This is a genomic window from Streptomyces sparsogenes subsp. cuspidosporus (genome assembly GCF_039532705.1).
Classification (GTDB): Bacteria; Actinomycetota; Actinomycetes; order Streptomycetales; family Streptomycetaceae; genus Streptomyces; species Streptomyces sparsogenes.
Genome location: NZ_BAAASD010000013.1, coordinates 42,657 through 69,018, shown reverse-complemented (window position 1 = coordinate 69,018; position 26,362 = coordinate 42,657). Strand labels below are relative to the sequence as shown.

24 protein-coding genes are annotated in these 26,362 nt (G+C 72.9%); 18 read left to right on the top strand and 6 right to left on the bottom strand.

Going from position 1 to position 26,362, the window contains the following annotated elements:
* Nucleotides 1-6 precede the first annotated feature (6 nt).
* Entirely contained in the window at nucleotides 7-1,179 is a 1,173-nt protein-coding gene (locus ABFY07_RS17800) for an ABC transporter ATP-binding protein (protein WP_346175434.1), read from the bottom strand.
* A 122-nt stretch (nucleotides 1,180-1,301) separates the two neighbouring features.
* On the opposite strand from ABFY07_RS17800, the gene ABFY07_RS17795 reads away from it, so the two are divergent.
* The 4 genes from ABFY07_RS17795 (at nucleotide 1,302) to ABFY07_RS17780 (ending at nucleotide 5,275) form a co-directional block, all read left to right on the top strand.
* Nucleotides 1,302-2,036: an ABC transporter permease gene (locus ABFY07_RS17795; RefSeq protein WP_065961370.1), complete on the top strand. Its 735-nt coding sequence runs from the start codon at nucleotides 1,302-1,304 to the stop codon at nucleotides 2,034-2,036.
* On the top strand, nucleotides 2,036-2,782 hold the full coding sequence (locus ABFY07_RS17790; protein ID WP_065961369.1) for an ABC transporter permease: 747 nt from the start codon (nucleotides 2,036-2,038) through the stop codon (nucleotides 2,780-2,782). Before ABFY07_RS17795 ends, ABFY07_RS17790 begins: the two co-directional genes overlap by 1 nt.
* A 68-nt stretch (nucleotides 2,783-2,850) precedes the next feature.
* A complete protein-coding gene (locus ABFY07_RS17785) occupies nucleotides 2,851-3,786 on the top strand; it encodes an ABC transporter substrate-binding protein (RefSeq protein WP_346175433.1) in 936 nt (311 codons plus the stop codon).
* 199 nt (nucleotides 3,787-3,985) lie between these two features.
* Nucleotides 3,986-5,275 carry a coiled-coil domain-containing protein gene (locus tag ABFY07_RS17780; RefSeq protein WP_428836951.1) on the top strand — a complete coding sequence of 430 codons (1,290 nt, stop codon included), beginning with the start codon at nucleotides 3,986-3,988 and terminating at the stop codon, nucleotides 5,273-5,275.
* Between the two features lie 110 nt (nucleotides 5,276-5,385).
* Here the strand turns inward: ABFY07_RS17780 and ABFY07_RS17775 are convergent, their stop codons facing one another.
* Nucleotides 5,386-6,528 carry an NADH-quinone oxidoreductase subunit D gene (locus ABFY07_RS17775; RefSeq protein ID WP_346175431.1) on the bottom strand — a complete coding sequence of 381 codons (1,143 nt, stop codon included), beginning with the start codon at nucleotides 6,526-6,528 and terminating at the stop codon, nucleotides 5,386-5,388.
* 28 nt (nucleotides 6,529-6,556) lie between these two features.
* Complete coding sequence (locus ABFY07_RS17770) at nucleotides 6,557-7,633, bottom strand: SAM-dependent methyltransferase (protein ID WP_346175430.1); 1,077 nt, start codon at nucleotides 7,631-7,633, stop codon at nucleotides 6,557-6,559.
* Nucleotides 7,634-7,742: 109 nt separating this feature from the next.
* Here ABFY07_RS17770 and ABFY07_RS17765 point away from each other — a divergent pair, with 109 nt between their 5' ends.
* Together ABFY07_RS17765 and ABFY07_RS17760 are read left to right on the top strand one after the other, a co-directional pair.
* Nucleotides 7,743-8,942: a sensor histidine kinase gene (locus ABFY07_RS17765; protein WP_346175429.1), complete on the top strand. Its 1,200-nt coding sequence runs from the start codon at nucleotides 7,743-7,745 to the stop codon at nucleotides 8,940-8,942.
* A 52-nt stretch (nucleotides 8,943-8,994) separates the two neighbouring features.
* The gene (locus ABFY07_RS17760) at nucleotides 8,995-9,696 is read left to right on the top strand and encodes a response regulator transcription factor (protein WP_346175428.1); all 702 of its coding nucleotides are present in this window, start codon (nucleotides 8,995-8,997) and stop codon (nucleotides 9,694-9,696) included.
* A gap of 30 nt (nucleotides 9,697-9,726) precedes the next feature.
* Here the strand turns inward: ABFY07_RS17760 and ABFY07_RS17755 are convergent, their stop codons facing one another.
* Nucleotides 9,727-10,980, bottom strand: a complete 1,254-nt coding sequence (locus ABFY07_RS17755) for a threonine aldolase family protein (RefSeq protein ID WP_346175427.1) — start codon at nucleotides 10,978-10,980, stop codon at nucleotides 9,727-9,729.
* Between the two features lie 147 nt (nucleotides 10,981-11,127).
* Here ABFY07_RS17755 and ABFY07_RS17750 point away from each other — a divergent pair, with 147 nt between their 5' ends.
* The 11 genes from ABFY07_RS17750 to ABFY07_RS17700 all read left to right on the top strand — a co-directional run bounded on the left by ABFY07_RS17750 (nucleotide 11,128) and on the right by ABFY07_RS17700 (nucleotide 22,120).
* On the top strand, nucleotides 11,128-12,063 hold the full coding sequence (locus ABFY07_RS17750; protein WP_346175426.1) for a Rossmann-like and DUF2520 domain-containing protein: 936 nt from the start codon (nucleotides 11,128-11,130) through the stop codon (nucleotides 12,061-12,063).
* Nucleotides 12,060-13,103, top strand: coding sequence for a pantoate--beta-alanine ligase (panC, locus tag ABFY07_RS17745; RefSeq protein ID WP_428836950.1), 1,044 nt, complete (start codon nucleotides 12,060-12,062; stop codon nucleotides 13,101-13,103). The genes ABFY07_RS17750 and panC overlap by 4 nt, the downstream gene beginning before the upstream one ends.
* The gene (locus ABFY07_RS17740; RefSeq protein ID WP_346175425.1) at nucleotides 13,103-15,022 is read left to right on the top strand and encodes an L-aspartate oxidase; all 1,920 of its coding nucleotides are present in this window, start codon (nucleotides 13,103-13,105) and stop codon (nucleotides 15,020-15,022) included. The genes panC and ABFY07_RS17740 overlap by 1 nt, the downstream gene beginning before the upstream one ends.
* Nucleotides 15,019-16,071, top strand: coding sequence for a carboxylating nicotinate-nucleotide diphosphorylase (gene nadC, locus ABFY07_RS17735; RefSeq protein WP_428836949.1), 1,053 nt, complete (start codon nucleotides 15,019-15,021; stop codon nucleotides 16,069-16,071). The genes ABFY07_RS17740 and nadC overlap by 4 nt, the downstream gene beginning before the upstream one ends.
* A 2-nt stretch (nucleotides 16,072-16,073) precedes the next feature.
* Nucleotides 16,074-16,871, top strand: coding sequence for a type III pantothenate kinase (locus ABFY07_RS17730; protein WP_065961353.1), 798 nt, complete (start codon nucleotides 16,074-16,076; stop codon nucleotides 16,869-16,871).
* A 182-nt stretch (nucleotides 16,872-17,053) separates the two neighbouring features.
* Nucleotides 17,054-18,727: a COG1361 family protein gene (locus ABFY07_RS17725; RefSeq protein WP_346175424.1), complete on the top strand. Its 1,674-nt coding sequence runs from the start codon at nucleotides 17,054-17,056 to the stop codon at nucleotides 18,725-18,727.
* A 373-nt stretch (nucleotides 18,728-19,100) separates the two neighbouring features.
* A complete protein-coding gene (locus ABFY07_RS43155) occupies nucleotides 19,101-20,177 on the top strand; it encodes a hypothetical protein (protein ID WP_428836948.1) in 1,077 nt (358 codons plus the stop codon).
* Nucleotides 20,178-20,276: 99 nt separating this feature from the next.
* Nucleotides 20,277-20,453 (top strand): hypothetical protein, encoded by a 177-nt coding sequence (locus tag ABFY07_RS17715; protein WP_346175423.1) that lies wholly within the window; start codon nucleotides 20,277-20,279, stop codon nucleotides 20,451-20,453.
* A 101-nt stretch (nucleotides 20,454-20,554) separates the two neighbouring features.
* A complete protein-coding gene (locus tag ABFY07_RS17710) occupies nucleotides 20,555-21,031 on the top strand; it encodes a BlaI/MecI/CopY family transcriptional regulator (protein WP_346175422.1) in 477 nt (158 codons plus the stop codon).
* Between the two features lie 21 nt (nucleotides 21,032-21,052).
* The gene (locus ABFY07_RS17705; protein WP_065961348.1) at nucleotides 21,053-21,574 is read left to right on the top strand and encodes an amino-acid N-acetyltransferase; all 522 of its coding nucleotides are present in this window, start codon (nucleotides 21,053-21,055) and stop codon (nucleotides 21,572-21,574) included.
* A gap of 210 nt (nucleotides 21,575-21,784) precedes the next feature.
* On the top strand, nucleotides 21,785-22,120 hold the full coding sequence (locus tag ABFY07_RS17700; protein WP_065961346.1) for a histone-like nucleoid-structuring protein Lsr2: 336 nt from the start codon (nucleotides 21,785-21,787) through the stop codon (nucleotides 22,118-22,120).
* Here ABFY07_RS17700 and ABFY07_RS17695 read toward each other — a convergent pair.
* Nucleotides 22,059-22,718 carry an SCO3374 family protein gene (locus ABFY07_RS17695; RefSeq protein ID WP_346175421.1) on the bottom strand — a complete coding sequence of 220 codons (660 nt, stop codon included), beginning with the start codon at nucleotides 22,716-22,718 and terminating at the stop codon, nucleotides 22,059-22,061. The genes ABFY07_RS17700 and ABFY07_RS17695 overlap by 62 nt on opposite strands.
* A 480-nt stretch (nucleotides 22,719-23,198) precedes the next feature.
* Between ABFY07_RS17695 and ABFY07_RS17690 the strand changes: the two genes are divergently transcribed.
* Nucleotides 23,199-25,724 carry an ATP-dependent Clp protease ATP-binding subunit gene (locus ABFY07_RS17690; protein WP_065961344.1) on the top strand — a complete coding sequence of 842 codons (2,526 nt, stop codon included), beginning with the start codon at nucleotides 23,199-23,201 and terminating at the stop codon, nucleotides 25,722-25,724.
* Nucleotides 25,725-25,935: 211 nt separating this feature from the next.
* Here ABFY07_RS17690 and ABFY07_RS17685 read toward each other — a convergent pair whose 3' ends face one another.
* A complete protein-coding gene (locus ABFY07_RS17685) occupies nucleotides 25,936-26,277 on the bottom strand; it encodes a winged helix-turn-helix transcriptional regulator (protein WP_346175420.1) in 342 nt (113 codons plus the stop codon).
* Nucleotides 26,278-26,362: the final 85 nt, after the last annotated feature.

Sequence of the window (26,362 nt, the reverse complement as noted above, 5' to 3'; positions counted from 1 at the left end):
GGGGCGTCACGCGTCGGCGACCGTCTGCAGCTCCACCTCCGCCCGGGCGATGCCGCCCGCGTCGGCGTCGATCGAGCGGCGCAGCGCCTCGTGGAGGCGGGCGGGGGTGAGCACCCCGAGGAAGCGGTCTTCGTCGAGGACCGCGATCCAGCCCGCGTCGTGCTGCAGCATCGTGCTGAACGCCCGCTTGAGCGAGGAGCCGACCGGCAGCCACGCCTCCATACGACGGGCGTGGTCCCGTACGGTCCCCGCGGTCCGGTCTTCACCCGCCCCGGCCGCGGCGTCCACCGGGATCCAGCCGTGCAGCCGGTCCGCGTCGTCCAGGACGACGGCCCAGCGCGCCCCGTCGGCCGACAGCCGGGCGGCGGCCTTGGCCAGCGGGTCGTCCAGGTGGACCACCGGGGGCTGTTCGAGGTCGCCCGGCTCGATGGGGGTCACGGACAGCCGCTTCAGACCGCGGTCCGCGCCGACGAAGTCCGCGACGTACGGGGTGGCGGGGGCGCCCAGCACCGACGCCGGGGTGTCGAACTGCTCGATCCGCCCGGCCCCGTACACCGCGATGCGGTCGCCGAGCCGGACCGCCTCCTCGATGTCGTGCGTCACCAGCAGCACCGTCTTGCGCACCTGGGACTGCAGCCGCAGGAACTCGCTCTGCAGCCGCTCCCGCACCACCGGGTCCACGGCCCCGAACGGCTCGTCCATCAGCAGCACCGGCGGGTCGGCGGCCAGCGCCCGGGCCACGCCCACCCGCTGGCGCTGCCCGCCGGAGAGCTGGTCGGGGTAGCGGTCACCGTAGACGGAGGGGTCGAGGCCGACCAGGTCGAGGAGTTCGGCGGCGCGGTCCCGCCCCTTCCTGCGCTGCCAGCCCAGCAGCTGCGGGACGGTGGCGGTGTTCTCCAGCACGGTCTTGTGCGGGAAGAGGCCGACCTGCTGGATGACATAGCCGATGCGGCGGCGCAGCTTCACCGGGTCGACCGCGGCGATGTCCTCGCCGTCCAGGAAGATCCGGCCCGAGGTCGGCTCGATGAGCCGGTTGACCATCTTCATGGTGGTGGTCTTGCCGCAGCCGGACGGTCCGACGAGCGTGACCAGCTCGCCCTCCGCGACCTCGAAGGACAGGTCGTCGACGGCCGTCGTTCCGTCGGCGTAGCGCTTGGTGACGTTCTCGAACCGGATCATGGCTCCCCATTGTGGCCGCATTCTCGCCTCGAATTGTTTCTGTTGTGTGGCGAGCGGACGAGATTGTCGGTGCCCGGGGTTAGGGTCGCCAGGTCACCGGCAATGGACGGGGAGGTGACCGCGTGGCCGGACAGAGCTGCCTGATCAGCAATGACTGGATCTGCGGGGAATATGTACGTACGCGCAGTCAGGAGCTGACGGACGCGACGGTCCAGCATGTGTGGATCACCCTGGCGTCGGTCGCCATCGGGCTGGTGGTCGCCCTTCCGCTGGCGCTGCTGGCCCGCCGGTGGCGGGTCGTGGCGGGCCCGGTGCTGGGGCTGACGACGGTCCTCTACACGGTGCCCTCGCTGGCGATGTTCTCGCTGCTGCTGCCCTTCTTCGGGGTCTCGGCCGCGGTGGTGATCACCGGTCTGGTGCTGTACTCGCTCACGATCCTGGTGCGCAACATCCTGGCCGGGCTGGCCTCGGTGCCCGAAGAGGCCCGCGAGGCGGCCCGCGGCATGGGCTACGGCCCGGTGCGCCTGCTGTTCGGCGTGGAGTTGCCGCTCGCGCTGCCCGCGCTGATGGCCGGGCTGCGGATCACCACGGTCTCCACCGTCTCGCTCACCACGGTCGGCGCGATCATCGGCTACGGCGGCCTGGGCAACCTCATCTACGAGGGCATGCAGAGCTACTTCAAGGCGCAGGTGCTCACCGCCTCGGTGCTGTGCGTGGCCCTGGCGATCGTGGCGGATCTGCTGCTGCTGGGCGTACAGCGGCTGCTCACCCCCTGGGCGCGGAGCGGCGGCGCCAAGGCGCGCAAGAAGGCGCGCAAGGACGGGAAGAGGGCGCGGACGAAGGCGAGGACGGCCTGATGGGGGTCATCGGCGAGGCCTGGTCGTGGCTGGCCACCGGGTCGCACTGGTCGGGCGGCGACGGCGTGTGGCACCGGCTCGGCCAGCATCTCTATCTGACCCTGGTCTGCCTGGTGATCTCGTGCGCGATCGCCCTGCCGGTGGCCGTCGCGCTCGGCCACATCGGCAAGGGCGGCGCCCTCGCGGTCAACATCTCCAACGCGGGCCGGGCGGTGCCCACCTTCGCGGTCCTGGTCCTGCTGCTGCTCAGCCCCCTGGGCACACACGGCGACTGGCCCACGGTCATCGCGCTGGTGCTGTTCGCCGTTCCGCCGCTGCTCACCAACGCCTATGTGGGGATGCGCGAGGCGGACCGCGAGGTCGTGGAGGCCGCCCGGGGCATGGGGATGACGGGCGGTCAGCTGATCGCCAGGGTCGAGCTGCCGCTCGCCTTCCCGCTGATCATGACGGGGGTGCGCTCGGCGGCCGTCCAGGTGGTGGCGACCGCGACGCTCGCGGCGCTGCCCGGCGGCGGCGGGCTCGGCCGGATCATCACGGCGGGCTTCCGGACCACCGACACCGCCCAGGTGGTGGCCGGGGCGGTGCTGGTCGCCGCCCTCGCCCTGCTGATCGAGGGCCTGTTCATCGGCCTGCAGTGGCTGCTGGACCCGATGCGCCGCCGCGGCGGCCGGACGGCGGTCGCGGGCCGGCGTCCGCCCGCGGACCAGGCGCCCAAGGCACCGGCCGTGCCGGACCCTGCCGGGTGAGACATGGCCGTGCCGAACGTGTGCGGTGTCCCAGGGCACCGCGTGTCATCTATGGACGGGGAATCCCAATGAGCAAGATCTTCCGAGTGGCCGGGGCGGCCGCGACCGTCGCGGCGCTGGCGGCCGGCCTCACCGCGTGCGGCGGCGACAGCCTGGAGAAGAAGAGCGAGGGCTCGGTGGTGGTCGGCTCGGCCGGCTTCACCGAGTCCAAGATCCTCGCGGCGCTGTACGTGGGGCTGCTGGAGGACGCCGGCTACAAGGCGTCGGTCAAGACGATCCAGTCCCGGGAACTGTACGAACCGGTTCTGGAGAAGGGCGAGATCGATGTCGTGCCGGAGTACGCGGCCACGATGGCCGAATATCTGAATCAGAAGAAGAACGGGCCGAATGCCAAGCCCGTCGCCTCCTCGGACGTCGACGCCACGGTGAAGGCGCTCGGGGAACTCGCCGAGCCGCGCGGGCTGAAGGTGCTGCCGGCCGGCGAGGCCGTCGACCAGAACGCCTTCGCCGTGCACAAGGACTTCGCCGAGAAGCACGATCTGAAGACGCTCTCCGACCTCGGAAAGTCCAAGCAGAAGATCAAGTTGGCGGCCGGCGACGAATGCCCCAAGCGCCCCTTCTGCCAGCCCGGCCTGGAGAAGACGTACGGGATAGACATCACCGGCATCGACTCGGTCGAGGTCGGCAGCGTCCAGGCCAAGCAGGCGGTCAAGGACGGCAAGGACCAGATGGTGCTGACCACGACCACGGACGCCACCCTCAGCCAGTTCGGACTCGTCCTGCTGAAGGACGACAAGAAACTGCAGAATGCCGACAACGTCCTGCCCGTCGTGAATGCGAAGACCGCGGGCTCGAAGAAGATCGCGGACGCGCTCAACAAGCTCAACAAGGTGCTGACCACCGCCGATCTCACCGAACTCAACAAGAAGGTGGACGGGGAGCGGCTGAAGGCGTCCGACGTCGCCGAGGACTACCTGAAGGAGAAGGGACTCGTGAAGGACTAGCCGGGTAACGGCTCGGCATATCGGCGCGGAATTTGGCGGGGCGGGGCCCCATGCGGGCCGCCCGCACGGTAAGTTTCGGCCCATGCCACGTGGACGTCACCGCCAATCCCCACCTCTTCACAGGCTACTTCCCCCTTTGTCGGTCGCAGCCGCGTCAATGGCGTGCGCCGCCGGTGCCTGGCTGGTCGGCGATACGGTCGTGATCCGTGGCCTCACGGCGACCGCGGCAGCCGCCGCGGTCGTCGGCGCCGTCCTGATGCGGAGCTGGGACCGCGCCGCCGGGCGGCGGGTCGCCGAGGTCGCCAGCGAGAGCGCGCGGCAGGAGCTCAAGTACGAGGACCGGATCGCCGAACTCGAGGCCGGCGCCGAGAAGGCCGCCGAGCTGCAGGCCGCGCTCAACACCAAGCTGCGCGCCAAGCGGTCGGAGCTGGCCCGGCTGCGCAACGAGCACGCCGCGCTGCTGCGCCGCTACGCCACGGCGGAGACGGAGCGGGCGAGGGCCCTGGAGGGCCGCCGGCGGCTGGAGCTGGAGGCCGCGGCCCCGGCCAGGGAGCCGGAGTCCGCGCCGCAGGCCCCCGAGCCCGCGGCTCCGGCCGAGTCCGTCGGCGGCACCCCCGTGGCCGGTGCCCCGACCGCCGAGGCGTACGCGCGGGCCGACGAGGCGATGCGCCACCTCGTGCGCAACGCGCGCAGGCAGCGGGAGGAGCGGGAGCGGATCCCGCGCCAGCCGCGCGCCGAGGAGCGGACGGCTGGCGAGCGCGCGGCGGGTGAGGTCGCGGGCGGTGAGCGGGCGGCGGGCGAGCGCGCGGCGGGTGAGGTCGCGTTCGGTGAGTCGGTGTCGGGTGGACCGGCGTTCGGTGAGTCGGTGTCGGGTGGACCGGCGTTCGGTGAGTCGGTGTCGGGTGGACCGGCGTTCGGTGAGTCGGTGTCGGGTGGACCGGCGTTCGGTGACTCGGCGTCGGGTGGACCGGCGTTCGGTGGGCCGGCGTTCGGTGGGCCGGTTGAGCTTGCGTCGGGTGCGTCGGCGTCCGGTGGGCTCGCGTCCGGCGAGGCCGTCTCCCGTGAGGCGGCGTCCGAGGTGGCGTCCCGTGAGGCGGCGTCCGGAGAGCCGCGGCCGCACGCCCGCACGGCGGCCTCCGCCGTGGTGCCCTACGCCGCGGCGCGCCGGGCCGCGTCCCGCCCGGAGGGCGGCTTCGACTACTTCGGCACGCAGAAGAAGCAGCCCAAGAAGCGGCAGCCGGAGCCGGCCGAGCCCGCCGCCGAGTCGGAGGCCGAGCCATCCGACCCGGCCGTCCCCGCCGAGACCGCCCGGCCCGCGGCCGTCCCCGCCGCGCGCCCGGAGGCGCCCGAGGAGGACCTCGCCGACGTGATCGGCGCGGAGACGCTCGCGGAGGCCGGCAAGGGCGCGGTGGGCGAGGTCATCGACCTGACCGCCCACGAGGAGGCCGAGCACATCGAGCTCCCGGAGCTGCGCAGCGCGATCTCGTAGGGCCGGCCACCGCGCCGGCCCCGCACCCTCCACCGCCCGACCACGCGCCGGCGTTCACCCGCCGGCGCTCACGTGTCACCGCTCACGTGTCACCGCTCACGTGTCATCGCTCACTTGTCGATGTCGCCGACGACGAAGAAGAGCGAGCCGAGGATGGCCACCATGTCGGCGACCAGCGTGCCCGGCAGCAGCTCGGTCAGCGCCTGGATGTTGTTGTACGACGCCGACCGCAGCTTCAGCCGGTACGGCGTCTTGTCGCCCTTCGAGACGAGGTAGTAGCCGTTGAGGCCGAGCGGGTTCTCGGTCCAGGCGTAGGTGTGGCCCTCGGGCGCCTTGAGCACCTTGGGCAGGCGCTGGTTGATCGGCCCGGGCGGCAGCTCCGCGATCCGGTCCAGGCAGGCGTCGGCCAGGTCGAGGGAGTTGTGCGTCTGCTCCAGCAGGCACTCGAAGCGCGCCAGGCAGTCGCCCTCCTCCCGGACGACGACCTTCAGGGTGTCCCGCAGCTCCCCGTACGCCAGGTACGGCTCGTCGCGCCGCAGGTCGAAGTCGACGCCCGAGGCGCGCGCGATGGGTCCGCTCACCCCGTAGGCGTGCACCGTCTCGCGCGCCAGCACGCCCACGCCCCGGGTGCGCCCCCGGAAGATCTCGTTGCCGAGCACCAGTTCGTCGTACACGTCCATGCGCGAGCGGACCTCGGCCACCGCCTGGCGCGCCCGGCCGAGCCAGCCCGCCGGGAGGTCCTCCTTGAGGCCGCCGACCCGGTTGAACATGTAGTGCATCCGGCCGCCGGAGACCTCCTCCATGACGTGCTGGAGGTCCTCGCGCTCGCGGAACGCGTAGAAGATCGGGGTGATGCCGCCGAGCTCCAGGGGATAGGACCCGAGGAACATCAGGTGGTTGAGGACCCGGTTCAGCTCGGCCAGCAGGGTGCGCGTCCATACGGCGCGCTCGGGCACCTCCATGCCGAGCATCCGCTCGACGGCGAGGACGACGCCGAGCTCGTTGGAGAAGGCGGAGAGCCAGTCGTGGCGGTTGGCGAGCATGATGATCTGGCGGTAGTCCCGCGCCTCGAACAGCTTCTCCGCGCCGCGGTGCATGTAGCCGATCACCGGCTCGGCGCTCCGGATGCGCTCCCCGTCCAGGACGAGGCGCAGCCGCAGCACGCCATGGGTGGACGGGTGCTGCGGGCCGATGTTGAGCACCATGTCCGTGCTCTCCGCGGCGCCGCCGATCCCGACTGTCGTCTCCGTCATGGGCCCAGTCTCTCAGCCCCGCCTCTTGTCAATCCCGGCCGTCCGGCCCCAGCAGCCCTTCGCACGCCGCGGCCGCCGGCTGCAGCAGCCAGGTGAAGCCCCCGAGTCCCGCCGGGTCCAGCAGCTCCGCCGCCTCGCCCGCCCCGCCCAGCGCCCGGACGTACGCCGCCGGGTCGCTGGAGGCCAGCGCGAGCGGCGGCCTCCGCCCCTCGACACCGAGGGCGCGCAGCGCCTCGCGCTGGGGGAGCAGGACGGGCGCGGGCGCGCGGCCGGGCGTGGCGTCGCGGAGGGCGGCGGCCCCCGCCGCGGCGCACGCGTCGATCGCCACATGGCAGGTCAGGTCGCAGGTCCCGTCCGGTACGGGCCGCACCTCGCGCCCCGCCCGGAAGCCGGCCAGCGTGCCGAACGGGGGCCGGGCGCCGCGCTCGTGCGCGTAGTCGACGGCGACCGCGAGCCCCGACCGCAGGGCCCGCACCGCCGCCGCCCACGCCTCGTCCCGCGGCCGGCCGATCTCGGCCCGCAGCCCCGGCTCGTCCCGCGCCGACGGCCACCAGCGGGCCAGCCAGTCCGCGTCCGCCCCGCCGACGGGCTCGCCCAGCCGCTCCGCGCCGTCCTCGGGGCTGACCCGGACCCGGCGCGGGACGCCGTCCGTGTCGGTCTCGGCGATGTCCACGGGGACGTTGTCGAGCCATTCGTTGGCGAAGAGCAGCCCGTCGAGGCCGCCGCGCGGCAGTTCACCGAGGTCCCCGAGCCAGGCGATCCGGGGATCGAGGCCGGGTGGGCGCCCGGCGCGCTCCACGGCGTACGGGCGCAGCCGCTCGGCCAGCCGCCCGGGCAGGCCCGCCGCCTCCGCGAGCACGCCGGTCAGCAGTTCGCCCCGCCCCGCGCCCACGTCCACCAGGGCCAGCTCCTCCGGGCGGCCCAGCGCGTGGTCCACCCGCCGCAGCAGCTCGGCGACCGCTGCCGCGTACCGGCGGGAAGCGTGGACCGAGGTACGGAAATGCCCGGCTGGTCCTTCCGCACGTCGGAAGAAGCCTTCCGGCCCGTAGAGGGCGTGCTCGGTGGCGGCACGCCACCCCAGCCATGTCCGCGTCTCGCTCGCCACCCGACCACGTTATGCGGAGCCGTATCCACCCTGGGTCGTAGGGGAGCGGCCCAGGGATCGACCGTCCGGCTGACCCCCGCACGTACCCACCATGCCTACGCTGGGTGACGTGCAGCGCCTCTACGATTTCCTCCGCAGGCACCCGACGGGGTTGGACAGCTTCTGGGCCGTCCTCCTCTTCGGCTTCTCGCTCCTGTGGGTCTTCAAGGCGCCGATGCACTCCATGCCGCGCCTCCTGGCCGTGCCGGTCGTCCTCGCGCTGTGCGCCGCGGTCGCGCTGCGCCGCCGCGCCCCCGAGAAGGTGCTGCTCCTCGTCACGGTGTGCGGCCTTGCGCAGGTCGCGCTGGACGTGTCGGTCAACCCCGCGGACTTCGCGATGCTGGTCGTCGCCTACACGGCGGCGGCCCAGGGTGATCGCCGGGCGTCCCGGTGCGCGCTGGCCGCCGCCCTGGCCGCGCCCGTCATCGCCATGCTCCGCTGGCCGGGCCCGGAGCACCGGACCTCGGTGGGGTGGGCCATCTCGCTGGCCTTCACCACCATCCCGTTCATCCTGGCCTGGGTGCTCGGGGACTCCGTGCGTACCCGCCGCGCCTACTACGCCCAGCTGGAGGAGCGCGCCGCCCGGCTGGAGAAGGAGCGCGAGGCGCAGGCCAAGGTGGCCGTGGCCGCCGAGCGGGCGCGGATCGCGCGCGAGCTGCACGACGTCGTGGCGCACAACGTCTCCGTGATGGTGGTCCAGGCCGACGGCGCCGCGTACGTCATGGACGCCGCGCCCGAGCAGGCCCGGCAGGCCCTGGAGACGATCTCCGGCACGGGCCGCCAGGCCCTCGCCGAGATGCGGCGGCTGCTGGGCGTGCTGCGCTCGGGGGCGCCGAGCGACGACAGCGACTATGTGCCGCAGCCGGACGTGGAGCAGATAGACGACCTCGTGGAGCAGGTCCGCGGCGCGGGTCTGCCGGTGGACTTCAAGATCGTGGGCAGCCCGCGCCCGCTGCCCAGCGGCGTCGAGCTGACCGCCTACCGCATCGTGCAGGAAGCGCTCACCAACACCCGCAAGCACGGCGGCCCGGACGTCGGCGCCAGCGTCCGCCTGACCTACTTCGACGACGGGCTCGGCCTCCTCGTGGAGGACGACGGGCGGGGCGCGCAGCGCGAGATGTACGAGGACGGCGGCGCGGACGGCCAGGGCCACGGCCTGATCGGGATGCGGGAGCGCGTCGGCATGGTGGGAGGCACCCTGGACGCGGGCCCGCGCCCCGGCGGCGGCTTCCGGATCAGCGCCCTGCTGCCGCTCAAGCCGACCGGCTGAGCGGCCCCGCGCACCGCACAGACCTGTTCACCGAGGGAAGGGACCCGACCGGATGTCCATCCGCGTCATGCTCGTCGACGACCAAGTGCTGCTGCGCACCGGCTTCCGGATGGTGCTCGCGGCCCAGCCCGACATGGAGGTCGTCGCCGAGGCGGGCGACGGCGCGGAGGCGCTGGAGGTGCTGCGCACCGCCGAGGTGGACGTCGTCCTGATGGACGTGCGGATGCCCAAGCTCGACGGGGTGGAGGCCACCCGCCGGATCTGCGGGCGGGAGGGCGCCCCGAAGGTGCTCATCCTGACCACCTTCGACCTCGACGAGTACGCCTTCTCGGCGCTCAAGGCGGGGGCGAGCGGCTTCATGCTCAAGGACGTGCCGCCCGGCGAGCTGCTCGCGGCGATCCGCGCGGTGCACAGCGGCGACGCGGTGGTCGCCCCCAGCACCACCCGCCGCCTGCTGGACCGCTTCGCGCCGATGCTGCCGGGCACGGGCGGCGGCCGCGGGTCCGGCGGGTCGGGCCGCCCGGAGCTGGAGCGGCTGACCGACCGCGAGCGCGAGGTCATGCTGCTGGTCGCGCAGGGCCTCTCGAACGGCGAGATCGCGGCGCGCCTGGTGCTCTCGGAGGCCACCGTGAAGACGCACGTCGGCCGCATCCTCACCAAGCTGGAGCTGCGCGACCGGGTGCAGGTGGTGGTGATGGCGTACGAGTCCGGGCTGGTGCGGGCCCAGGGCCCGGGCGGCGCCAACCGGGCCTGACGCCCCGCGCCGCCCGCACCGCGCCCGCTGTCATGCTCGCGGAATCCGCTCCAGGAAGGCGGCGACCGCGTCCGCGACATCGGCCGCCGTCCATTCCAGCGCGGACGAGTCGATCGTCAGCTCGGTCATGGACAGGCCGGGCGGCCCCGGCTCCCGCCACCAGCGGGCCAGCGTCGTCCGTGTCTCCTCCGCCAGCCGCAGACCCGCCTCCTCCAGGTCCCGCGCCGGATAGGGCAGCCACACCTGGAACTGGTGGGTGTGCGGAGGCCGCGGATGCACCCGGAACCAGGGCACCCCGGCGGCCGTGAAGGCCTCGTCGAGCGCCTTGGCCACAACCTTCGCGTGCGCCACGTACGACGGCAGCCGGGGCAGCTCGCGGTCCAGGCCGGCCAGCGCGGCCAGCGCCGCGGGCCACTGCTGGAACAGCTCCCCGCCGTACCGGTGCCGCCACGCCTTGGCCTCCCGCACCAGCGCTTCGGGCCCGGCCAGCGCGGCCCCCGAGATGCCGCCCAGCGACTTGTAGAACGACACGTACACCGAGTCCGCGAGGCCGGCGATCTCCGACAGTTCGCGCCCGAAGTGCGGGGCGCAGTCCCAGAGCCTGGCCCCGTCGAAGTGGACCACCGCATCCCGCTCCCGCGCCGCCTCCACCACGGCGGTCAGCTCGTCCCAGGTCGGCAGCACGAAGCCCGCGTCGCGCAGCGGAAGTTCCACGGCGAGCGTCCCGAAGGGCTCGTCCAGCTCCCGGACCTCCTCGGCCGTGGGCAGCCGCGGCTCGCTCGTCGGGCGCACCGCGCGCAGCCCGCTCACCGTCAGGTAGGCGTCGCGCTCGTACGTCTCCAGGTGGGAGAGGGGGTGCACGGCCACGGCCGGATTGCCGGTGCGCCCCGCCCAGCAGCGCAGCGCGATCTGCTGGGCCATGGTGCCGGTGGGGAAGAAGGCCGCCGCCTCCATGCCGAGCAGACCGGCGACCCGCCGCTCCAGCTCCTCGACGACCCCGCCCCCGTAGAGGTCCACCCAGTCGTCCAGGTCGTACGCCCCGGCCGCGTCGGCCGTCAGCCGGGCCAGCCGCTCGCCGATCCGCTCCCCGCCCGCGCCGGCGTGGCGCGCGGTCAGCGTCCGCGTCGAGCCGTGCCACGCGGCGAGCCTGCGGGCCCGCGCGCTCTGCTCCGGCTGTTCCGGCTGGTCGGTCCGCTCCGGCTGTGCCGGCTGATCCGTGTGCTCCGGTTGTGCCGTGTGCTCCGGTTGTGCCGGCCGTTCCGGCCGGTGCGCGCTGTTCCCCATGCGGCCGAGCATGTCCTACCCGCACAGCCAAAGCATGGGGTTTTCCACAGCCCTGGGGACAGGTCCGGATCATTGGGAAACACTCGCGTAGCATGGCGGGGAATCGTCCGGTACCCCCTGAGGACTGGAACGGAAGGCCGTCGTCGCGTGAACGCACATCCACTTCCCGAGCCGCAGGACCGCCCGGCCCGGCTCACCGTCGGGGTCGTCGGCGCCGGTCGCGTCGGCCCCGCCCTCGCCGCCTCGCTGCGGCTCGCCGGGCACCGCCCCGTCGCCGCGTCCGGCGTCTCCGACGCCTCCGTGCGCCGGGCCGCCGCCCTGCTCCCCGAGGTCCCGATCGTGCCGCCCGCGGAGGTGCTGGCGCGGGCCGAGCTGGTGCTGCTGACCGTCCCCGACGACGCGCTGCCCGACCTGGTCAGCGGCCTCGCCGAGACCGGCGCGGTGCGCCCCGGGCAGCTGCTGGTGCACACCTCCGGGCGATACGGCACGGCCGTGCTCGACCCCGCCCTGCGCGCCGGGGCGCTGCCGCTCGCGCTGCACCCCGTCATGACCTTCACCGGCACCCCCGTCGACGTCCAGCGCCTCGCGGGCTGCTCCTTCGGGGTCACCGCGCCCGAGGAGCTGCGCATGGCGGCAGAGGCGCTGGTCATCGAGATGGGCGGCGAGCCCGAGTGGATCGCCGAGGAGGCCCGGCCGCTCTACCACGCCGCCCTCGCCATCGGCGCCAACCACCTGGTCACGCTGGTCGCCCAGGCCATGGACCTGCTGCGCACCGCCGGGGTCGGGATCCCGGACCGGATGCTCGGCCCGCTGCTGGGTGCCGCCCTGGACAACGCGCTGCGCAGCGGCGACGCCGCGCTGACCGGCCCGGTCGCGCGCGGCGACGCGGGCACGGTCGCCGCCCATGTCGCCGAGCTGCACCGACACGCGCCCCAGGCCGTCCCCGGCTATCTCGCCATGGCCCGTACGACCGCGGACCGGGCGCTCGCCCACGGGCTGCTCAAGCCCGAGCTCGCCGAGGACCTGCTGGGCGTCCTCTCGGACGTCTCCGACGTCCCCGGCCGGGGAGGGGCGGAAGGGTGAGCCCGAAGCTGCCGCCGGAGGCCGGCCCGGGCGAGCCCGGCGTGGAGCTGTTCGCGCGCCGTTCCGACTTCGAGGCCGCCCTGGCGCGGTTCGTCGGCCCGGGGCGCCGCGCCGTCGTCATGACCATGGGCGCGCTCCACGAGGGCCACGCCTCCCTGATACGCGCGGCCCGTGCCCGGGTCGGCGCCGAGGGCCTGGTGACGGTCACCGTCTTCGTCAACCCCCTGCAGTTCGGCGCCGGCGAGGACCTGGACCGCTATCCGCGCACGCTCGACGCCGACCTCGAGGTCGCGGCCGCCGCGGGCGCGGACATCGTCTTCGCCCCGCCCGTCGAGGAGGTCTACGCGGGCGGCGAGCCGCGGGTGCGGATGGCCGCCGGGCCCATGGGGGAGCGGTACGAGGGCGCCTCGCGCCCCGGGCACTTCGACGGGATGCTCACCGTCGTGGCCAAGCTGCTCCACCTCACCCGCCCGGACCTCGCCTTCTTCGGCGAGAAGGACGCCCAGCAGCTGGCCCTGATCCGCCGCATGGTGCTCGACCTGGACTTCCCCGTCGAGATCGTCGGCGTCCCGACGGTCAGGGAGGACGACGGCCTCGCGCTCTCCAGCCGGAACCGCTATCTGTCGGCGCGGGAGCGGAGCACCGCCCTGGCCCTCTCCCGCGCGCTGTCCGAGGGCCGCGAGGCCGGGCTGCAGGCGGCGGCGCAGGCTCCCCACACCCCCAGCAGTCCCGACACCCCCAGCAGTCCCGACAGCCCCAGCAGTCCCCCTGGCCGCGACGGCCGTGACGGCTCCGACGGGCTTGCCGGGCCCGCCCGGGTGGCCTCCCCCCGGACGGTCCGGGCGGCCGCGCGCGCGGTGCTCGACGCGGCGGCCCTCCTCGAACCACCCCTCGTCCTCGACTATGTGGCGCTCGTCGACCCCTCGGACTTCACCGAGGTCGCCGACGACCACACCGGCGAGGCCGTCCTCGCCGTCGCCGCCAAGGTCGGCGACACCCGCCTGATAGACAACGTCCGTCTGTGGTTCGGAGTCGCGTGATGAGTTCAGAGAAGAAGCCGGCGGCCGCCGGTGTGGCCCTCCGCGCCCCGGCCCCCGGCTGGGCCGTCGAGGCCGATGTCGTGGTCGTCGGCTCCGGGGTCGCCGGGCTGACCGTGGCGCTGCGCTGCGCCGCCGAGGGGGCGAAGGTCACCGTCGTCACCAAGGCCCGCCTCGACGACGGCTCCACCCGCTGGGCCCAGGGCGGCATAGCGGCCGCCCTCGGCGAGGGCGACACCCCCGAGCAGCACCTCGACGACACCCTGGTCGCCGGGGCCGGGCTGTGCGACGAGGCGGCCGTGCGCACCCTGGCCACCGAGGGCCCCGACGCCATACGGCGCCTGATCGGCGCCGGCGCCCGGTTCGACGCCGACGCCGACACCGGGGAGATCCTGCTGACCCGCGAGGGCGGCCACCACCGCCGCCGCATCGTGCACGCCGGCGGCGACGCGACCGGCGCGGAGGTCTCGCGAGCCCTGGTCGAGGCGGTGCGCGCGGCCGGCATCGAGACCGTCGAGAACGCGCTGGTGCTGGACCTCCTCAAGGACGCGTCAGGCCGCGCGGCCGGCGTCACCCTGCACGTCATGGGCGAGGGTCGGCACGACGGCGTCGGCGCGGTGCGCGCGGGCGCGGTCGTCCTCGCGACCGGCGGCATGGGCCAGGTGTTCTCCGCCACCACCAACCCCGCCGTCTCCACCGGCGACGGCGTGGCCCTCGCGCTGCGCGCCGGGGCGGAGGTCTCCGACCTGGAGTTCGTGCAGTTCCACCCCACGGTGCTGTGGCTCGGCCCGGAGGCCGAGGGGCAGCAGCCGCTCGTCTCGGAGGCGGTGCGGGGCGAGGGCGCGTATCTCGTCGACGCCGACGGCGTCCGCTTCATGAAGGGGCGGCACGAGCTGGCCGAGCTCGCCCCCCGCGACATCGTCGCCAAGGGCATCCTGCGGCGGATGCTCGAGCAGGGCGCCGAGCACATGTATCTGGACGCCCGCCACTTCGGCGCCCGGATGTGGGAGCACCGTTTCCCGACCATCCTCGCCGCCTGCCGGGCCCACGGCATCGACCCGGTCACCGAGCCCATCCCGGTGGCGCCCGCCGCGCATTACGCGAGCGGCGGCGTACGCACCGACCTGAGCGGCCGCACCACGGTCCCGGGGCTCTACGCCTGCGGGGAGGTCGCCTGCACCGGCGTCCACGGCGCGAACCGGCTCGCCTCCAACTCCCTCCTCGAGGGCCTGGTCTTCGCCGAGCGCATCGCCGCGGACATCACCTCGGCGGGCACCCCGGCCGCGGACCCCACCACGGCGGACGCCACCACCCCGGAAGCCCCGGAGGCCCCGGAGGCCCCGGAGGCCCCGGAGGCCCCGGAGGCCCCGGAAGCAGCCGCCCCGGAAGTCCCGGAAGCCGCCGCCGATGCCACCGCCGCCGACGTCACCGCCGCATCGGGCGACGGTCCGCTGTTGCCCCCCGAGGCCCGGTACACCATCCAGCGGATCATGACCGCCGGGGCGGGGGTGCTGAGGTCCGCCGAGAGCCTGGCCCGGGCCGCCGCCCAGCTGGAGCGGGTCCACGGCGAAGCCGCCGAGCGGCTGCGGCGCGACGGCAAGACCGCCGAGCCGGGCGTGGAGAGCTGGGAGGCGACCAACCTCCTCCTCGTCGCCCGCGCCCTGGTCGCCGCCGCCCTCCGCCGCGAGGAGACCCGCGGCTGCCACTGGCGGGAGGACCGCCCCGACCGGGACGACCCGGCCTGGCGCCGCCACCTCCTGGTCACCCTGCGCCCGGACGACACGCTGGACGTCCGTACGACGGAGTCGGAGGCGTTCCCCGCCACCTGCCGGACGATCCCGGCCGCCCGGTCGGCCCGCCCCGGCCGCCAGGCCTTCCTCTCACCCACCACCCCCCGAACCGAGACGGAGTCCCACCCGTGAGCAGCACCCCCGACGACCGCACCCAGCCGGTGGCCCTCCCGCTGCTGCAGATCGGCCTCCCCGGCGGGGGCCCCGGCTGCGGTGACGCGTGCGGCTGCGGCGCCGACGACGAGGCGTACGAGCTGGACCCGATGGAGTGCGGTCTGGACCCCGACCTCGCCCAGCTGCTGGTCGATGCCGGGCTCGACCCCGTCAAGGTCGAGGACATCGCCCACATGGCGATCGAGGAGGACCTCGACAACGGCGTGGACGTGACGACCGTGGCCACCATCCCCGAGGACGCCACGGCCGTCGGCGACTTCACCGCGCGGGAGGCGGGCACCGTCGCCGGCCTGCGCGTCGCCGAGGCGGTGCTGTCCATCGTCTGCACCGACGAGTTCGAGGTCGAGCGGCATGTCGAGGACGGCGACCGGGTCGCCGCCGGCCAGAAGCTGCTGACCGTCCGCACCCGTACCCGCGATCTGCTGACCGCCGAGCGCAGCGCGCTCAACCTGCTGTGCCGGCTGTCCGGCATCGCCACCGCGACCCGCGCCTGGGCCGACGCCCTGGAGGGCACCGGGGCCAGGGTCCGCGACACCCGCAAGACCACCCCGGGGCTGCGCGTGCTGGAGAAGTACGCGGTGCGCTGCGGGGGCGGCGTCAACCACCGCATGTCGCTGTCGGACGCGGCCCTGGTCAAGGACAACCACGTGGTCGCGGCGGGCGGCGTGGCCGAGGCGTTCAAGGCCGTGCGTGCCGAGTTCCCGGACGTGGACGTGGAGGTGGAGGTCGACACCCTCGACCAGATCCCCCCGGTCCTGGAGGCGGGCGCGGATCTGATCCTGCTGGACAACTTCACCCTGGAGGAGACCCGGCGGGCGGTGGAGCTGGTCGCGGGTCGCGCCGCCCTGGAGTCCTCCGGCCGCCTCACGCTGGACAACGCGCGGGCGTACGGCGAGACCGGCGTCGACTTCCTGGCGGTCGGCGCGCTCACCCACTCCTCCCCGATCCTCGACATCGGCCTGGACCTGCGCGCCTCCGGGACGGAGCGCGAGGCCGAGGCGGGCTGACCATGCTGCTGACCATCGACGTGGGAAACACCCACACCGTGCTGGGCCTGTTCGACGGCGACGAGATCGTCGAACACTGGCGGATCTCCACGGACGCCCGCCGCACCGCCGACGAGCTGGCCGTCATCCTCCAGGGCCTGATGGGCATGCACCCGCTGCTCGGCGAGGAGCTGGGCGACGGGATCGAGGGCATCGCCATCTGCTCCACCGTCCCCTCGGTCCTGCACGAGCTGCGCGAGGTGACCCGCCGTTACTACGGGGACGTGCCGTCGGTGCTGGTCGAGCCGGGGGTGAAGACCGGCGTGCCGATCCTGATGGACAACCCGAAGGAGGTCGGCGCCGACCGGATCATCAACGCGGTGGCGGCCGTCGAGCTGTACGACGGCCCGTGCGTCGTGGTCGACTTCGGCACGGCGACGACCTTCGACGCGGTCAGCGCGCGCGGCGAGTACGTGGGCGGGGTGATCGCGCCGGGCATCGAGATCTCGGTGGAGGCGCTCGGCGTGCGCGGCGCGCAGCTGCGCAAGATCGAGCTGGCCCGCCCGCGCAGCGTCATCGGCAAGAACACCGTCGAGGCGATGCAGTCCGGCATCCTCTACGGGTTCGCCGGGCAGGTCGACGGCGTCGTACGGCGGATGGCGCGCGAACTGGCCGACGACCCCGAGGACGTGACGGTCATCGCGACCGGGGGCCTGGCCCCCATGGTGCTGGGCGAGTCCTCGGTCATCGACGAGCACGAGCCGTGGCTGACCCTGATCGGCCTGCGCCTGGTCTACGAGCGCAACGTCGCGCGGGGCTGAGCCCCGGCCCCGCACCCGCCCCCGCGTCCCACGCCCTACCGCGCCGCGCGGCGCCCCCGCCTCTTCCGGAACTTCCCGTTCACCGGAGGGCAACCATCCGGCCACCTGAACCGTCTTGTGTGCGTCGGAATTCGGGTAGCCGTGAGATAGGCGTGGGACTCATGTGGCATAAGGGGAAAACGATGCACGTGGCGGCCGCCGGGGCGGTGATCGCTCTCGGGACGGCCGTCGGCGTACCCGCCGCGTACGCGGACGACGAGCCGACCCAGCCCTGGGCGGAGATCCAGGCCCCCCGGCAGATCGATCTGCCGTCCGCGGCCGACGGCCAGGAGGCCGTCGCCCCGAGCGTGAGCTATTCGTTCGCCGACGGCGGGGCCGAATTCCCGCTCCCGAAGAACGCCAAGCTGGTCATCGACGCGAGCGGCCTCGAGGGCATCGCGACGATCAAGGCGAAGAACGAGCAGTGCACCGCCTCCGGCGCGGTCGTCACCTGCCTGGACAACGGCAACCTCCACGGGCCCTGGGAGCCGTTCACGCTCACCGCCGACGCGGACGCCAAGCCCGGCGCCTCCGGCACCATCAGCTACGAGGTGACGGCCGACGGCGCGACCGGCGACAAGGACTCCTCCAAGGTCGTGGTCGGCTCGCCCCGGCTGGTCGTGGGCAAGCTGCCCGACCGCAGCGGCCTCAAGACCGGCGACACGGTGGCCCTCCCGCTGGCCGTACGGAACACCGGGAACCTGACGACCGAGCGCGTCGACATCCGGCTGCGGAGCGTCCCCGGCGTCGAATTCACCACGAAGCCGAAGAACTGCCGCTTCGCCTACGAGTGGGACGAGTCCGCGAGCGTCTACTGCGCCATCGACACCCCGCTGGAGCCGGGCCAGTCGGCGAAGCTCAGCACCCCGCTGACGGCCAAGATCACCAAGGCCGCCCTGGCCCCCTGGATCGACTACGAGGCCGAGGCCGTCCCGGCGAGCAGTGACGAGGATCCCAACGGCACCCGCGGCACCGGCTCCCCGATCGGCCTCACCACCGCCTCCGGCGGTGACTTCGAGACCGGCGGCAAGAGCAGCCTCTCGCTCCTCACCGACAACCACGCCGACTTCCGGGCCGTGGGCGGCACCATCGAGCCGACCGCCGACGGCACCACCGGCGGCCTGCGGTTCGGGCTGACCAACGCGGGTCCCGCGGCCGCCTACCGCAAGGACGGCAAGCCGCTCCTGTACGCCGACATCACCCTGCCCAAGGGCGTCACCGGCCTCAGCAACCACATCGACGAAGAGCCGGACCAGGACACCACCGGCGAGTGCCTGACCTATGTGAGCCCGACGGAGACCAAGAAGTTCGAGCCGGGCCACAGCCGCTACCTGTGCCCCGAAGCCTCGACCGAGCTGCCCGGCGAGGGCCAGATGTACGGCCTCGGCGTGAAGATCGCCAAGGACGCCGACAAGAACGCCACCGGCACCGTCAAGCTGGTACCCGGCCCGGCGGGCTTCTCCACCAACGACCCCGACTCCGGCAACGACACCGCGAAGATCACCTTCAAGGGCGCGTCCGGCGGGTCCTCCACCGGCGGCGAGAGCACCGGCGGCTCGGACCACAACGGCTCCGGTTCGGGCTCCGGCTCACACGACGGTGGCGCGTCCGGCTCCGGCGGTGACTCCGGCTCGGGCGGCTCGGGCGACGGCGCCACGAGCGGCGGTTCCCACGACAGCGGCTCCACCGGCGGCTCGATGGCGCTGACCGGCGCGGGCGGCATCACCCTGATGGCGGGCGGCGCGGCGGCCGCGCTCGCGCTGGGCGGCGCCGCGGTCGTCGTCACCCGGCGCCGCCGGGCGGCGGCCCGCGTCTGACCGAGGGACCGGCGCGGCTCGCGGCCGAGGGGCCCGCCGGGCCCTGAGGCCCGGGAGCCCGCCCCCGGCCCTTCGTAAGCGCCGGCCACGACGCTCCACCCCGACGCCCCCGGCCGTCGGCCCGCTCGCACGTCGAGCGGCCGCGGCCGGGGGCGTCGGCGTCGGCGGACCTCCCGCGCCTTCCCCTCCGGGCAACGCGCCGCGCTCTCCGGGCGCCGCGCCGCGCTCTCTGGGCGCCGCGCCGCGCTCTCCGGGCAACGCGCCGCACGGCCTCGCGCTCAGCGAATTTTGTCCGCTTAGCACTTAAAGTCGCCCCATGCCCACGCCATATGGATCCCGCGGCGGAATGGCGTTCAGTGCGGATGAGCTGCGTGTGCTCCGACGCGCCCTCGCCATCGCCCTCCAGCCCCATCCCGTCACCCTCTCCCCCGGCCATGGGGGCCCGGACCGGACGGAGGAGGTCCAGGACTGCCTCCGCCTCGCCGAGGCCGTGGACGAAGCGGTCCGCGAGGGCGGGCGGCTGCGAGCCTTCCTGCTCGACGAGCTCGCCCGCTACCGCGCCGCCCTCCCCGGCGCCGCCGTCGGCTACCTCGACCGGCTCGAAGGCGTCCTGGCGGCCGGCTACGAGCCGCTCCCGGAGGACCTGGCCGCGCTGCGCGAGCTGTGCCGGGCCGCCGCCGGGACCGGCGAGGCCGAGCGCCGCCGCACGCTGCTGCGCCACTGCGAGCGGCTGGCCGAGCGGGGCGTACGGGCCCGGCTCGCGGAGCGCGCGGCGGGGGCCCTGCGGCCCCACGGCGGCCGGTCCGCGGCGGCCCGGCTCAGAGTGCTGCCCGGTGGGGCGCCCGCGGGCGGCGTCCGGCCGACGGCGCAGAACGGCGGCGACCCCGGCCGGGAGCCGCGCGAGCAGCCGTCCGCCCCCGGCCACGCGGGGCGCGGGGAACCCGGCCCGGCGGAGCCGGCGCAGGGCGAACCCAAGCGAAGTGAACCCAAGCGCGACGAGCCCAAGCAAGGCGAACCCAAGCGGGCCGAGCCCAAGCAGGGCGAGCCCAAGCAAAGCGAGCCCAAGCAAGGTGAACCCAAGCGGGCCGAGCCCAAGCAAGGTGAACCCAAGCGGGCCGAGCCCAATCAAGGTGAACCCAAGCGGGCCGAGCCCAGGCGCGACGACCCCAAGCGCGCCGAGCCGAAGCAGGGCGAGCCCAAGCGTGCCGAACCCAAGCGGGCGGAACCCAAGCGGAGCGAGCCCAAGCGCACCGAGCCGGCGCGGGGCGAGCCGGCGCGGGGCGAGCCGGGGCGTGGCGAGCCGGGCCGCGGGACCCCGCGCCCGGGCCGTCCGGTGCCCACTCCGGCGGAGGTCTTCCCGCCCAAGCGCCGCCGCCCGGCCCCGCCGTCGGAAGGCGACTCCCGGCTCGGCTCCGGGCTCGACTCCCGGTTCGGGCGGGTCCCGGCCTGAGCCGAAGCCGGCGCACCCCGTAATCTGGAGAAATCCGGAGCGCCTCGGAATGCGGGGGCCTCGGGAATCCGGAGGCTCGAGTCAGAAGGAGCGACAGCCATGGATTACATCTCCGCGCTGGTCCCGCCCGTGGTGATGGCCGTGGCCTTCACCGCGCTGATCGTGACGATCGTGAAGAGCCAGGGCGGCGCGAACAAGGCCAAGGAGGACGCCGCGGTGGACGCGGCGATCGCGCGCGCCGAGGCCGAGCGCCAGGCGCGCCCCAGCGCCTCCTGACCGGCCCCGATCCAGCCCGCTCCGGCTCCGGCCCAGCCCGCTCCGGAGCCGCCCTGAGCCGTTCGGATCCGGCCGATGCCGATGGGGCCGTACGTCCCGGGATGACCACCGTCTCGGGATGTGCGGCCCTTTTTTGCGCGCTTGAACCCGACATTCGCGGCATACCCCACTATTATTCACGTGTGCCTCGGCCATTGGGAGAGCTCGAAGACGCGGTCATGACGCGGGTGTGGAAGTGGAACCGCCCGGTCACGGTCCGGGAAGTCCTGGAAGACCTTCAGAAGGAACGCTCGATCGCCTACACCACGGTCATGACCGTAATGGACAACCTCCATCAGAAGGGCTGGCTGCGGCGGGAGGTGGAAGGGCGCGCCTATCGATATGCCGCGGTCTCCACGCGCGCCGCCTACTCGGCCGCACTGATGAACGAGGCGTGGTCCGCGAGTGACAACCCGGCCGCCGCCCTCGTCGCGTTCTTCGGGATGATGTCCGAAGAGCAGCGAGATGCGCTGCGAGATGCCATGCGCGTCGTACAACTCGAAGAGCCCGGTGAGAGCCCCGGTGAGTCGGGGCGATGACAGCGGCGATAGCGTCCCGGCATGTCCTTGGCTCAATCTAAAGCAGTCACCGTCCGCCGTGCCCGGACCAGTGATGTGCGGGCGGTACGCCGCCTGATCGACCAGTACGTGGCCGATCGCATCCTCCTCGACAAAGCGACGGTCACGCTTTACGAGGACATCCAGGAGTTCTGGGTGGCGGAGCGAGACGGCGACGCGGAGGTCATTGGCTGCGGCGCGCTGCATGTCATGTGGGAAGACCTGGCGGAGGTCCGTACTCTCGCGGTGGACCCCGCCGTGAAGGGCAGTGGTGTAGGCCACCTGGTGCTCGACAAGTTGTTGCAAACGGCGCGCTGGCTCGGCGTGCGGCGCATTTTCTGCCTCACCTTCGAAGTCGACTTCTTCACCAAGCACGGCTTCGTGGAGATCGGCGAGACGCCGGTCGACGGTGATGTCTACAGCGAGCTGCTGCGTTCCTATGACGAGGGCGTCGCGGAGTTCCTGGGTCTCGAACGGGTGAAGCCGAACACCCTTGGCAACAGCCGGATGCTTCTGCAACTGTGATCGCGGGCCCTATGTCCGAATCGCTCCCCTATCACATGGCTCCGGAACAGAGGGTTCCCCTGGGGTCCATCGACCGAACCTTCCCGGGGGGTTTGTGTTTTTCCGGGAAAAGCGGTTTCCTATTCTCCCGTAGTGTAATTACCTGGGGGGTGGGGACATCAGCGCCTAACGCTGCGGCCCGAGCTCCCCGGTTTCTCGGAAAGGAACCCCATGGCACAGAAGGTTCAGGTCCTTCTTGTCGACGACCTCGACGGCGGCGAGGCGGACGAGACCGTGACGTTCGCGCTGGACGGCAAGAGCTACGAGATCGACCTCACCACGGCGAACGCGGACAAGCTCCGTGACGCCCTGGAGCCCTACACCAAGAGCGGCCGCCGCACCGGTGGCCGGGCGGCCGCGACCCGCGGCAAGGCGCGCGTGGCGACCGGCGGCAGCCAGGACACCGCGAAGATCCGCGCCTGGGCGAAGGAGAACGGCTACGAGGTCAACGACCGCGGGCGTGTTCCGGCGACTGTGCGCGAGGCGTACGAGAAGGCCAACGGCTGAGCGGGTCACCTTCTCCGGCCCGCCGGGCTCCCCGCTGTCCCGGCACTGGCCGAGCGCGCAACAACCGGGCACGGTGGCACTCCGTGGCCGCCGCACCCACGAGCCGTACGAGATCGGGGGCGTCCCCATCGCCCCCGAACCCTGCCACCGGCAGCGTCGGCTCCACCCCGCCCCCCGGCTCGGGAGGTCGCAGCCATACGGCGGCCTCCTGCGGGCCCCGCTCTCCACGCGTCGTCCCTGACGGCCGGGAGGAGGGGCACGGCGCGGTGATCCGGCCGCCCGCACCGATCGCGGTCAGATCGAGGGGGATATCGCCCCATTCCAGCCAGTCGAGCAGCCCCGGCAGCTCGTCAGCGCCTCCCGCGGCGACCCACAGTCGCATCCAGGGGCCCTCCACCGCGACCGGACCGGTCCGCGGTACGCGTCGCAGCACAGCGAAACCGGCGTCGGCCGGCAGCTCCAGTACGTCGAAGCGCACCCCCGTGAGCAGTTCGACGGGATCGCTGCCGGTCGTCGGCCACCCCAGCTCGTTCTCGTACCACTGAGCCCACGCGCCCCGGGTGGCGGGCGCGGCGGCCTCCGGCGTCATGAGAGGCATGCCCGGAGCAACTGCCTCCCTCCGTGAAAGTTACGTGCCCCTCGGTCGCGCGGTGTCGCGACACGCGCACGCTGGGTGCCCATTCGGGGGCGTACAGGAGCGGTGAACGGGCGCAAGGTTGTTCGCCCGTAGCGGAGGGAACCGGCCCGCGCCGCATGGAGTGTCAGCCCATGCGGGTAAGACATCCCTAGTGGGAGGGGCGGTCCACGGGCCGGGAGGCGGTCGCGTTCGCCACGGGCGTAGTGGCGGCGAGCGTAGATGCCTGGCCTGCGGGAACATCGTCTCGCACCATCGGGTTGGAGCTGTTGTCGGCTGTTCGGGGAAAGGGGGCCACCAGGCCGCCTTCCGCGCGAGAGCGGGGGTGATCCGGACGGGTGTCGGCAGTTGGAATGAGCGGTCCCCGCTTGCGGGACTAAGCTGCGGAAGGACAGAGAGGGGAGCGCCCCCTTACTGCCTGACCGCTCTGAGGAGCGATTAACGATGTTCGAGAGGTTCACCGACCGCGCGCGGCGGGTTGTCGTCCTGGCTCAGGAAGAGGCCCGGATGCTCAACCACAACTACATCGGCACCGAGCACATCCTCCTGGGCCTGATCCACGAGGGTGAGGGTGTCGCCGCTAAGGCCCTGGAGAGCCTCGGGATTTCGCTCGAGGCGGTCCGCCAGCAGGTGGAGGAGATCATCGGCCAGGGCCAGCAGGCCCCGTCCGGGCACATCCCCTTCACCCCCCGTGCCAAGAAGGTGCTGGAGCTCTCGCTCCGCGAGGCCCTTCAGCTCGGCCACAACTACATCGGCACGGAGCACATCCTGCTCGGCCTGATCCGCGAGGGCGAGGGCGTCGCCGCCCAGGTCCTCGTGAAGCTGGGCGCCGATCTGAACCGGGTCCGGCAGCAGGTCATCCAGCTGCTCTCCGGCTACCAGGGCAAGGAAGCCGCCACGGCCGGCGGCCCCGCGGAGGGCACCCCCTCCACCTCGCTCGTCCTGGACCAGTTCGGCCGCAACCTGACCCAGGCAGCCCGCGAATCCAAGCTCGACCCGGTCATCGGGCGCGAGAAGGAGATCGAGCGGGTCATGCAGGTGCTCTCGCGCCGCACCAAGAACAACCCGGTCCTCATCGGCGAGCCCGGCGTCGGCAAGACGGCGGTCGTCGAGGGCCTGGCCCAGGCCATCGTCAAGGGCGAGGTGCCCGAGACCCTCAAGGACAAGCACCTCTACACCCTCGACCTGGGCGCCCTGGTCGCCGGCTCCCGCTACCGCGGTGACTTCGAGGAGCGCCTGAAGAAGGTGCTCAAGGAGATCCGCACCCGCGGCGACATCATCCTGTTCATCGACGAGCTCCACACCCTGGTGGGTGCGGGCGCCGCCGAGGGCGCGATCGACGCCGCCAGCATCCTCAAGCCGATGCTGGCGCGTGGCGAGCTGCAGACCATCGGCGCGACCACGCTCGACGAGTACCGCAAGTACCTGGAGAAGGACGCGGCCCTCGAGCGCCGCTTCCAGCCCATCCAGGTCGCCGAGCCGTCGCTGCCCCACACCATCGAGATCCTCAAGGGCCTGCGGGACCGCTACGAGGCGCACCACCGCGTCTCCATCACGGACTCCGCCCTGGTCGCGGCCGCCACCCTGGCCGACCGCTACATCTCGGACCGCTTCCTGCCGGACAAGGCGATCGACCTGATCGACGAGGCCGGCTCCCGGATGCGCATCCGCCGCATGACCGCACCGCCGGACCTGCGCGAATTCGACGAGAAGATCGCCGATGTGCGCCGGGAGAAGGAGTCCGCGATCGACTCGCAGGACTTCGAGATGGCCGCGGGCCTGCGCGACAAGGAGAAGCAGCTCCTGGCCGCCAAGGCGAAGCGCGAGAAGGAGTGGAAGGCCGGCGACATGGACGTCGTCGCCGAGGTGGACGAGGAGCTGATCGCCGAGGTCCTGGCCACGGCCACGGGCATCCCGGTCTTCAAGCTCACCGAGGAGGAGTCCTCCCGCCTGCTGCGCATGGAGGACGAGCTGCACAAGCGCGTCATCGGCCAGAAGGACGCCATCAAGGCGCTCTCGCAGGCCATCCGGCGCACGCGTGCGGGCCTGAAGGACCCCAAGCGCCCCGGCGGATCGTTCATCTTCGCGGGCCCGTCCGGTGTCGGTAAGACCGAGCTCAGCAAGACCCTCGCCGAATTCCTGTTCGGCGACGAGGACGCGATGATCTCGCTCGACATGTCGGAGTTCAGCGAGAAGCACACCGTCTCGCGGCTCTTCGGCTCCCCGCCCGGATACGTGGGCTACGAGGAGGGCGGCCAGCTCACCGAGAAGGTGCGCCGCAAGCCGTTCTCCGTGGTCCTCTTCGACGAGGTCGAGAAGGCCCACCCGGACATCTTCAACTCGCTGCTGCAGATCCTGGAGGACGGTCGGCTGACCGACTCCCAGGGCCGGGTCGTGGACTTCAAGAACACGGTCATCATCATGACGACCAACCTCGGCACCCGGGACATCTCCAAGGGCTTCAACCTGGGCTTCGCCGCCCAGGGCGATGTGAAGACCGGCTACGAGCGGATGAAGGCCAAGGTCAACGAGGAGCTGAAGCAGCACTTCCGGCCCGAGTTCCTCAACCGCGTCGACGACACGGTCGTCTTCCACCAGCTCAGCGAGGAAGACATCATCCAGATCGTCGACCTCATGATCGCCAAGGTGGACGAGCGGCTCAAGGACCGCGACATGGGCATCGAGCTCAGCGGTGACGCCAAGAAGCTGCTGGCCAAGCGGGGCTACGACCCCGTGCTGGGCGCCCGGCCGCTGCGCCGGACCATCCAGCGCGAGATCGAGGACGTGCTGTCGGAGAAGATCCTCTTCGGCGAGCTGCGCCCCGGTCACATCGTGGTCGTCGACACCGAGGGCGAGGGTGAGGAGAAGAAGTTCACCTTCCGCGGCGAGGAGAAGTCGGCCCTGCCCGACACCCCGCCGATCGAGTCCGCCGCCGGCGGCGCGGGCCCGAACCTCAGCAAGGAGGCCTGACCTCCACGGCGCCCAGGGGCCGCCCCGGACCGTACGCACGGTCCGGGGCGGCCCCGGCGCTTTTCCCCGACCCTTCCCCTGGCCCGTGAGCCCGTGAGCGGCCCGCAGGGGCTTTCGTGGCCGGAAAAGCCGTGTTCCCGCTCATCGGGCGGGGCGGCGATTTCGCCGGCGTACCGTCGGCGCATTCCGAAATCAGCGGCGCATTAGCGGCTCAGTCGCGGCGCGGCCGGGCGTCCCGATACCAGCGCCCCCACGCGTCGAGCAGTTCCGTGACGCGTTCCAGACTGCGGCCGGTCTCCGTGAGCGCGTACTCGACCTTCGGCGGCACTTCCGCATAGACCGTCCGCTCGATCAGGCCGTCCGCCTCCAGTTCGCGCAATTGCCGGGTCAGCATGCGCTGGGTGACGCCGGGCAGGGCGCGCCGGAGTTCCCCGAAGCGGTGGGTGCCGGTGAGGAGCTTGGTGACGATGGCGAGCTTCCAGCGGCCGCCGAGGATTTCCATCGCGATCTCGACCGCGCAGTGATCCTGGGTGTCGTCCACACTGCCGCGCATCCAGCAAAGGTATCCAGCGTGGTACTACGGCACAACAAAGACCGTACTTGTGGGCGGGGAACCGGGCGGCGGACAGTGCCGGAAT

Coding starts and splice junctions, on each gene's coding strand:
- ABFY07_RS17800 (WP_346175434.1), bottom strand. CDS start 1,179: ATGATCCGGTTCGAGAACGTCACCAAGCGCTACGCCGACGGAACGACG.
- ABFY07_RS17790 (WP_065961369.1), top strand. CDS start 2,036: ATGGGGGTCATCGGCGAGGCCTGGTCGTGGCTGGCCACCGGGTCGCAC.
- ABFY07_RS17785 (WP_346175433.1), top strand. CDS start 2,851: ATGAGCAAGATCTTCCGAGTGGCCGGGGCGGCCGCGACCGTCGCGGCG.
- ABFY07_RS17775 (WP_346175431.1), bottom strand. CDS start 6,528: ATGACGGAGACGACAGTCGGGATCGGCGGCGCCGCGGAGAGCACGGAC.
- ABFY07_RS17760 (WP_346175428.1), top strand. CDS start 8,995: ATGTCCATCCGCGTCATGCTCGTCGACGACCAAGTGCTGCTGCGCACC.
- ABFY07_RS17755 (WP_346175427.1), bottom strand. CDS start 10,980: ATGGGGAACAGCGCGCACCGGCCGGAACGGCCGGCACAACCGGAGCAC.
- ABFY07_RS17740 (WP_346175425.1), top strand. CDS start 13,103: ATGAGTTCAGAGAAGAAGCCGGCGGCCGCCGGTGTGGCCCTCCGCGCC.
- ABFY07_RS17730 (WP_065961353.1), top strand. CDS start 16,074: ATGCTGCTGACCATCGACGTGGGAAACACCCACACCGTGCTGGGCCTG.
- ABFY07_RS17725 (WP_346175424.1), top strand. CDS start 17,054: ATGCACGTGGCGGCCGCCGGGGCGGTGATCGCTCTCGGGACGGCCGTC.
- ABFY07_RS17715 (WP_346175423.1), top strand. CDS start 20,277: ATGGATTACATCTCCGCGCTGGTCCCGCCCGTGGTGATGGCCGTGGCC.
- ABFY07_RS17710 (WP_346175422.1), top strand. CDS start 20,555: ATGACCACCGTCTCGGGATGTGCGGCCCTTTTTTGCGCGCTTGAACCC.
- ABFY07_RS17705 (WP_065961348.1), top strand. CDS start 21,053: ATGTCCTTGGCTCAATCTAAAGCAGTCACCGTCCGCCGTGCCCGGACC.
- ABFY07_RS17700 (WP_065961346.1), top strand. CDS start 21,785: ATGGCACAGAAGGTTCAGGTCCTTCTTGTCGACGACCTCGACGGCGGC.
- ABFY07_RS17695 (WP_346175421.1), bottom strand. CDS start 22,718: ATGCCTCTCATGACGCCGGAGGCCGCCGCGCCCGCCACCCGGGGCGCG.
- ABFY07_RS17690 (WP_065961344.1), top strand. CDS start 23,199: ATGTTCGAGAGGTTCACCGACCGCGCGCGGCGGGTTGTCGTCCTGGCT.
- ABFY07_RS17685 (WP_346175420.1), bottom strand. CDS start 26,277: ATGCGCGGCAGTGTGGACGACACCCAGGATCACTGCGCGGTCGAGATC.